General features: G+C 67.9%; 2 protein-coding genes. Both read left to right on the forward strand.

The annotated features are described in order from the left end of the window. Window positions 1–358, forward strand: a 358-nt coding sequence (locus ACE3P0_RS21050; RefSeq protein ID WP_374404767.1) for a carboxyl transferase domain-containing protein, incomplete at its 5' end; no start/stop codon positions are given. Between the two features lie 13 nt (window positions 359–371). After that, complete coding sequence (locus ACE3P0_RS21055; protein ID WP_374404769.1) at window positions 372–1,526, forward strand: acyl-CoA dehydrogenase family protein; 1,155 nt, start codon at window positions 372–374, stop codon at window positions 1,524–1,526. Window positions 1,527–1,721 lie beyond the last annotated feature (195 nt).

A 1,721-nucleotide genomic window follows, 5' to 3' on the forward strand; every position in this document is an offset into this window, starting at 1 on the left:
CAACTACGGCATGTGCGGCCGCGGCTTCGACCCGCGCTTCATCTTCGCCTGGCCGTCGGCACGCACCGCGGTGATGGGCGGCGCGCAGGCGGCCAAGGTGATGGACATCGTCAACCGCAGCAAGCTCGAGCGCGCCGGCCAGGCCGCCAACGAGGAGGCGCTGGCGGCCATGAGCGACGCGCTGCGCCTGCGCCTGGACAAGGAGTCGACGGCGCTGTTCGGCACCGCGCGGCTGTGGGACGACGGCATCGTCGACCCGCGCGACACGCGTCGCCTGCTCGGCCTGTGCCTGGTGATGGCCGCCGAGGCCGAGGCCCGCACGCTGCGCCCGATCAGCTTTGGCGTGGCCCGTTTCTGACCGAGGAAGCCCGATGAAATTCACCCCCGAACACGAACAGATCGCCGACACGGTGCGCAAGTTCGTCGCCAAGGAACTCAACCCGCACGTGCCCGAGTGGGAAGCGGCGCAGGAGTTTCCGAGCCACGAGGTGTTCAAGAAGCTCGGCGACCTGGGCCTGCTGGGCATCAAGTACCCGACCGAATACGGCGGCATGGGCCTGGACTTCAGCTACTCCATGGTGATGGCCGAGGCGCTGGGCGACTGCGGCTGCGGCGGCGTGCCGATGGCCATCGGCGTGCAGACCGACATGGCCACGCCGGCGCTGGCCCGTTTCGGATCCGACGAGCTGCGCCGCGAATTCCTTGCGCCCACCATCGCCGGCGATTACGTCGCCTGCCTGGGCGTCAGCGAGGCCGGCGGTGGCTCCGACGTGGCGGCGGCGAAGACCAGCGCGCGCAAGGAAGGCGGCGACTACGTCATCAACGGCTCGAAGATGTGGATCACTAACGGACTGAAGGCCGACTGGTGCTGCCTGCTCGCCAACACCTCCGAGGGCTCGCCGCACCGCAACAAGAGCCTGATCGTCGTGCCGATGGACGCGCCCGGCATCACCAAGCAGAAGATCCGCAAGATCGGCATGGATTCGTCGGATACCGCACAGCTGTTCTTCGACAACGTGCGCGTGCCGCAGCGCCACCTGATCGGCCAGGAGGGCATGGGTTTCACCTTCCAGATGCTGCAGTTCCAGGAGGAGCGGCTGTGGGGCGCGGCGAGCTCGCTGCGCGGGCTCGACCGCATCATCGACTCCACCATCGAATACACGCGCCAGCGGCAGGCTTTCGGCAAGAGCATCCTCGACAACCAGGTGGTGCACTACCGGCTCGCCGAACTGCGTACCGAGGTCGAGGCGCTGCGCGCGCTGACCTATCGCGCGGTGGAGATGTACGTCGGCGGCAAGGACGTCACCAAGCTCGCCTCGATGGCCAAGCTCAAGTGCGGGCGGCTGTCGCGCGAGGTCGCGGACTCGTGCCTGCAGTACTGGGGCGGCATGGGCTTCACCTGGGACAACCCGGTGTCGCAGGCGTATCGCGACAGTCGATTGGTGTCGATTGGGGGCGGCGCTGACGAGGTGATGCTGGGCATCATCTGCAAGCTCGAGGGCACGCTGCCGAAGGTGGCCAAGTGAGGCTTGCATCGAGGCTTGGTGAAGTGGCCGCTGCTCGCGGCACGTTGCTGACATTCGCCTTCTGCTGTGCCGGTTGCGTTGGGCACGGCAAAGGCACGCCCGGGCAGGCTACGGCGCTTCGCCTCGGCGGTCGGCGCGTTGCGCCGACTCCCCTGCGATGCTCGGTCTCGCGGCCCCGTCGCCGAACTCACTACG

The organism is Niveibacterium sp. (assembly GCF_041909475.1).
GTDB lineage: Bacteria > Pseudomonadota > Gammaproteobacteria > Burkholderiales > Rhodocyclaceae > Niveibacterium.

Coding starts and splice junctions, on each gene's coding strand:
- ACE3P0_RS21055 (WP_374404769.1), top strand. CDS start 372: ATGAAATTCACCCCCGAACACGAACAGATCGCCGACACGGTGCGCAAG.